This window comes from Herbaspirillum sp. B65, from assembly GCF_000333555.1.
Taxonomy (GTDB): domain Bacteria; phylum Pseudomonadota; class Gammaproteobacteria; order Burkholderiales; family Burkholderiaceae_D; genus Herbaspirillum; species Herbaspirillum rubrisubalbicans.
In genome coordinates, this window is record NZ_BADI01000981.1 from 1 (window position 1) to 4,193 (window position 4,193).

Annotated in this window: 5 protein-coding genes and 2 pseudogenes; 3 read left to right on the forward strand and 4 right to left on the reverse strand. The window is 56.4% G+C overall.

The features are described 5' to 3' along the window. The 3 genes and pseudogenes from I5W_RS23045 to I5W_RS23055 all read left to right on the forward strand — a co-directional run. Positions 1 to 273, forward strand: a pseudogene (locus I5W_RS23045) (ABC transporter ATP-binding protein); the annotation flags it as partial. Between the two features lie 21 nt (positions 274 to 294). Further along, positions 295 to 1,344, forward strand: coding sequence for a ketopantoate reductase family protein (locus I5W_RS23050; protein WP_044530998.1), 1,050 nt, complete (start codon positions 295 to 297; stop codon positions 1,342 to 1,344). A gap of 36 nt (positions 1,345 to 1,380) precedes the next feature. Further along, the gene (locus I5W_RS23055) at positions 1,381 to 2,157 is read left to right on the forward strand and encodes a class II aldolase/adducin family protein (RefSeq protein WP_017453213.1); all 777 of its coding nucleotides are present in this window, start codon (positions 1,381 to 1,383) and stop codon (positions 2,155 to 2,157) included. Positions 2,158 to 2,194: 37 nt separating this feature from the next. Here I5W_RS23055 and I5W_RS23060 read toward each other — a convergent pair whose 3' ends face one another. The 4 genes and pseudogenes from I5W_RS23060 to I5W_RS32195 form a co-directional block, all read right to left on the reverse strand. Beyond that, positions 2,195 to 2,461, reverse strand: a complete 267-nt coding sequence (locus I5W_RS23060) for a PAAR domain-containing protein (protein WP_044530999.1) — start codon at positions 2,459 to 2,461, stop codon at positions 2,195 to 2,197. A 114-nt stretch (positions 2,462 to 2,575) separates the two neighbouring features. Continuing rightward, a complete protein-coding gene (locus tag I5W_RS23065; RefSeq protein ID WP_252717187.1) occupies positions 2,576 to 3,094 on the reverse strand; it encodes a hypothetical protein in 519 nt (172 codons plus the stop codon). A 184-nt stretch (positions 3,095 to 3,278) separates the two neighbouring features. After that, positions 3,279 to 3,887 (reverse strand): hypothetical protein, encoded by a 609-nt coding sequence (locus tag I5W_RS33705; protein WP_252717188.1) that lies wholly within the window; start codon positions 3,885 to 3,887, stop codon positions 3,279 to 3,281. Continuing rightward, a pseudogene (locus I5W_RS32195) lies at positions 3,884 to 4,193 on the reverse strand (peptidoglycan DD-metalloendopeptidase family protein); the annotation flags it as partial. The gene I5W_RS33705 and the pseudogene I5W_RS32195, both read right to left, overlap by 4 nt.

A 4,193-nucleotide genomic window follows, 5' to 3' on the forward strand; every position in this document is an offset into this window, starting at 1 on the left:
CTGTTGATGCTGGACGAACCCAGCCTGGCCCTGGCGCCGCTGATTGTGCGCGAGATCTTCCGCATCATCGCCGAGTTGCGTCGTCGCGGCGTTTCCATCCTGCTGGTGGAACAGAATGCACGCGCCGCGCTGCAAGTGGCCGACTATGGCTACGTGCTGGAGAACGGCGAAATCCGTATGCATGGCCCGGCCAGCCAACTGGCCCATGACCGCCGCGTGATCGAGGCTTACCTGGGCTTGTCCGGCAAGCACCAGGACAAGCTGGCCGGTTGATTTTTTCTTATATGCCCTGTCATGAGTGACGATTCCTCCAAGCATCTTGCACCACTGCGCATCTGCATAGCCGGCGCTGGCGCCATCGGCGGCACCCTGGCTGTGCGCCTGTCGGCAGCGGGTCACCAGGTCAGCGTACTGGCGCGCGGCCAGACCCTGCAAGCCATCCGCGAGCACGGCCTGACGCTGCACGACCTGCATGGCCGCACCCACGCCCGCCCGGCGGCAAGTGAGCTGCCCGAGTTCGGCGAGCAGGACGTCATTTTCCTCTGCGCCAAGAGTCAGGACATGTCAGCCCTGCTGCCGCAGATCGCGCCCCTGGTTGGCGCACAGACGGTGGTGATCCCGACCAACAACGGCGTGCCCTGGTGGTATTTCCACCGCGAGGGCGGGCGCTTCGATGGCCAGACCGTCAAGGCGGTCGATCCCGATGGCGCCTTGTCGCGTGCGGTACCGCTGACGCAGTTGATCGGCAGCGTGCTCTTCATTACCGCCGAGGTGGAGCGCCCGGGTGTGATCCGCTCGGTCAATCCGCACTTGATGGTCCTGGGCGAACCTTCCGGCGAGATGAGCGAACGCCTGCTGCGCGTGCGTGCCGCCGTGGAAGCCGCCGGCATCGAAGCGCGCGCCACCGACCGCATCCGCGACAAGCTGTGGACCAAGATCATTGCCAACATCAGCACCAATCCCTTGTCGGTCATCACACGCGGCACGCTGGAGCAGTTGTATGGACAGCCGGAGTTGCGCGAGGTGGTCAGCCAGATCATGCGCGAGACGCTGCTGGTGGCCTCCAGCTATGGCGCCCGCGTGGACATCGACCCGCTGACCTTCCTGCAACTGGGCGAAGCCATGGGCGCCTTCCGCACCTCCATGCTGCAGGACCTGGAACGCGGCCGTCCGCTGGAACTGGCGGCCATCGGTGATGCGGTCCTGGAGATGGCCGAGCGATTTGCCATCCCCATGCCGATCACCCGCGCCATCGTCTCGCTGGCCCGCTTCCGGGGGGAGACGGCGCGTCAGCAGACCGAGCAGCAGACATCGGCACAGCCGCCAGCGGCGCGGGTTGCCTGATCGCCTTACCTCATCCACAGGATTCTGGAGTCAGAAATGAACCTCATGCAATACAGCTATGGCGCAGACAAGCCAGCCCACTGCAGCGAGCAGGAATGGGCGCTGCGCATCCAGTTGGCGCACTGCTACCGCCTGGTCGATTATCTGGGCTGGACCGAGATGATCTTCAATCACATCTCGGTGCGGGTGCCCGGCCCCGAGCATCACTACCTGGTCAATCCCTTTGCCCTGAACTACAACGAAGTCACGCCCGCCAACCTGTTGAAGGTAGGCCTGGACGGTCAGTTGGCCGAAGCTTCCGACTACAAGGCCAACCCGGCCGGCTTCGCCCTGCACAGCGCCATCCACGGCGCGCGCGACGACCTGCGCTGCGTGATCCACACGCACACCACACCGATCTCGGCCGTGACCATGAAGAAGAGCGGCTTCGAGCATAACGACTTCTACGGCGCGCAACTGTTCGGGCGCATTGGTTATCACGAGTTCGAAGGTATCACCCTGTTTGCCGAAGAGAAGCAAAGGATGTTGCAGAGCCTGGGCGATAAACACATCCTGGTGCTGCGCAATCATGGCGTGGCGGTATGCGAGAGCGATATCGAGCGCGCCTTCTTCCTGCTGTGGACGGTGCAGCGCGCCGCCGAGATCCAGGTGGCCGGCCGAGCCATGGGCGGCGAGGATCAGCAGCTAGCGGATGGGGTGCGGCAGAAATGTGCTGACCTGACGCAGCAGTTGATTCGCAATGACGGGTTTGCGGTGATTTTCTTCGAGGCGATCGTGCGCAAGATGTTGAAGGCGGTTTATCAGGTGCATTGATCGGAGCGGTGAGGGTGTCGTGCAGATGCCAGCCGCTTTATCCGTAGGAGGCTGTTGCCAGGCTGGAGATGAGGGTGCATCCGCAAGCCGCCTTGTGCCCGTCCAGGGCTACCATGCGCCCGCCGATCAGGTAGGTGGGTGCGCCTTCGACAATGGGATTGGCGCCGTGGCCTTGCCGTGGGCAACTGACCATGTCACCGACACGGGCGATGCCGATGCCGTGGATCGTGTGGGTCTCGGAGGCGGAGATCACCTTGCTACCATGGGAGGTGGTGTCGCCTAGGCGGATGATGGGCAGGGGCATGTTAGGGGCTCTCGGGTTATGTGGGGGGATGGCGTGGGATTGCCCAGAAAAAATTGAAAAGGAATCTGAGTGGTTGGCTATCCCAGGTGGTTCAGAATACGCTAAGTTTGTTAGCTAGCGCCTAGATTCTTTGTTGATCTTTTTGCCTATGTGGATCCATAGATTTCTGATGTCAGAGACTTGAACCTTTTGCTTGCGTTTCACGTTGTCAAAGATGTGAAAGACGCTGTAGATGAAGACGCCTTTGCGCAGCTCATAAAGCGTGGTGTGGCACATGCTGGTGGCGCGATACACTGGGCCGTCGTCGAGATAACAGTCTGACTCGGCGGCGTAGTTCTTTATCGGCTTCAAAATAAATGGCGTCATCGGGTAGATGGAGAGTGGCGTGACGCTCCAATAGCCCACTTCGTATTTGCTTCGGTCGGCCCAGTCCTCTTCTTCAGGTACCTCATCGCGAACGCCCATGGCACGGATGAAATTCTTGTTTGACGAAAGACAGAGTTCTCCGAGCCATTGATTTTCCTTCCGTGAATAGAAAACGGTGCAGTAAGTATTGGGATAATTTTTTCCAACCGGCTTCATTTCTTTAGAAATGCGCCATGTTGTTGGGAAGCGTAAATCGCGCGTGAGCATAGTTGCCTCTTTCCTGGAAAGCGATTGTGAAAAAACAGAATCCGTGAGTATTGGCAAAAAAAAGAAGGGTAATATTTTTATAATTCGCATATAAGTTTTAACCGTTGTCGGTGTTTGCTTCCATCAACGGGGGATGTGAAGGTCGCTATCGCAGGGGTGCTTTGAGGTCCGTGGACATCATTATTCAGCGGCTAGATTGTTTGCTGATTTCTTTCCCTAGGTACATCCATAGCTTCCTGATGTCTGATACATAAGCCTTATGCTGGCGCTTCACATCGTCAAAGATATGGAAGACGCTGTAGATGAAAACGCCTTCTCGAAGTTGGTAGATCGCTGCATGGCAGGTGCTGGTTGCTCGATATACGGGGCCGTCTTCTATAAAGCAGTCCGCCTCTGCGGCATATATCTTTATCGGGTCGAGAATAAACGGCGTCATTGGATAGGTGAACAGCGGCGTAATCTTCCAATAGCCAATTTGATGTTCCTCACGGTTGCCCCAACGTTCTTCATCGGGGACCTCATCTCTGAAACCCATAGCCGAAATAAAGTCAGTATTTGAGGAAATGCAGATTTCTCCCAGCCACTGATTTCTCTTCTTCGAAGTGAAGGTCGTGCAGAAGCTGTCTGGATACATTCGGCCTACAGGTGCCATTTTCTTTGAGAGGTGCCAAGTTTTGGGTATATGCAAGTCCTTCGAGAGAACAGATATTTCTTTCCTCGAGATTTCGTCTGCAAAGATGGAGTGCGCGAAAAGCTCAAAAAAAATACAGAGAAAAAGTCTGATCTTGTTCATTTGGTTTCATCCATCACTATATTTTTAACCCAGCGAGTCTCATTCAAACGCTCAACTAAATGATTAGGTTTTTTTGTCGTATTGTTGGTTCCATTGATCGCCGCAGCCACTACGTGGACTGTCGCCTCATCAATGAGATCAGACCTAATTTTCAGGTTGATGGTTTTGAATTTGTTGTCCTGTGCGCCAGCGGTCCAATACCAACCGCCCGAATCAATGGCGTTGTAATTGTTGATTGACAGTCTTTGAGGATCAGGGACGTTGGGAGCTCTTTCAGGCTTAGATGGATTCCACCAAGTTGTAGCG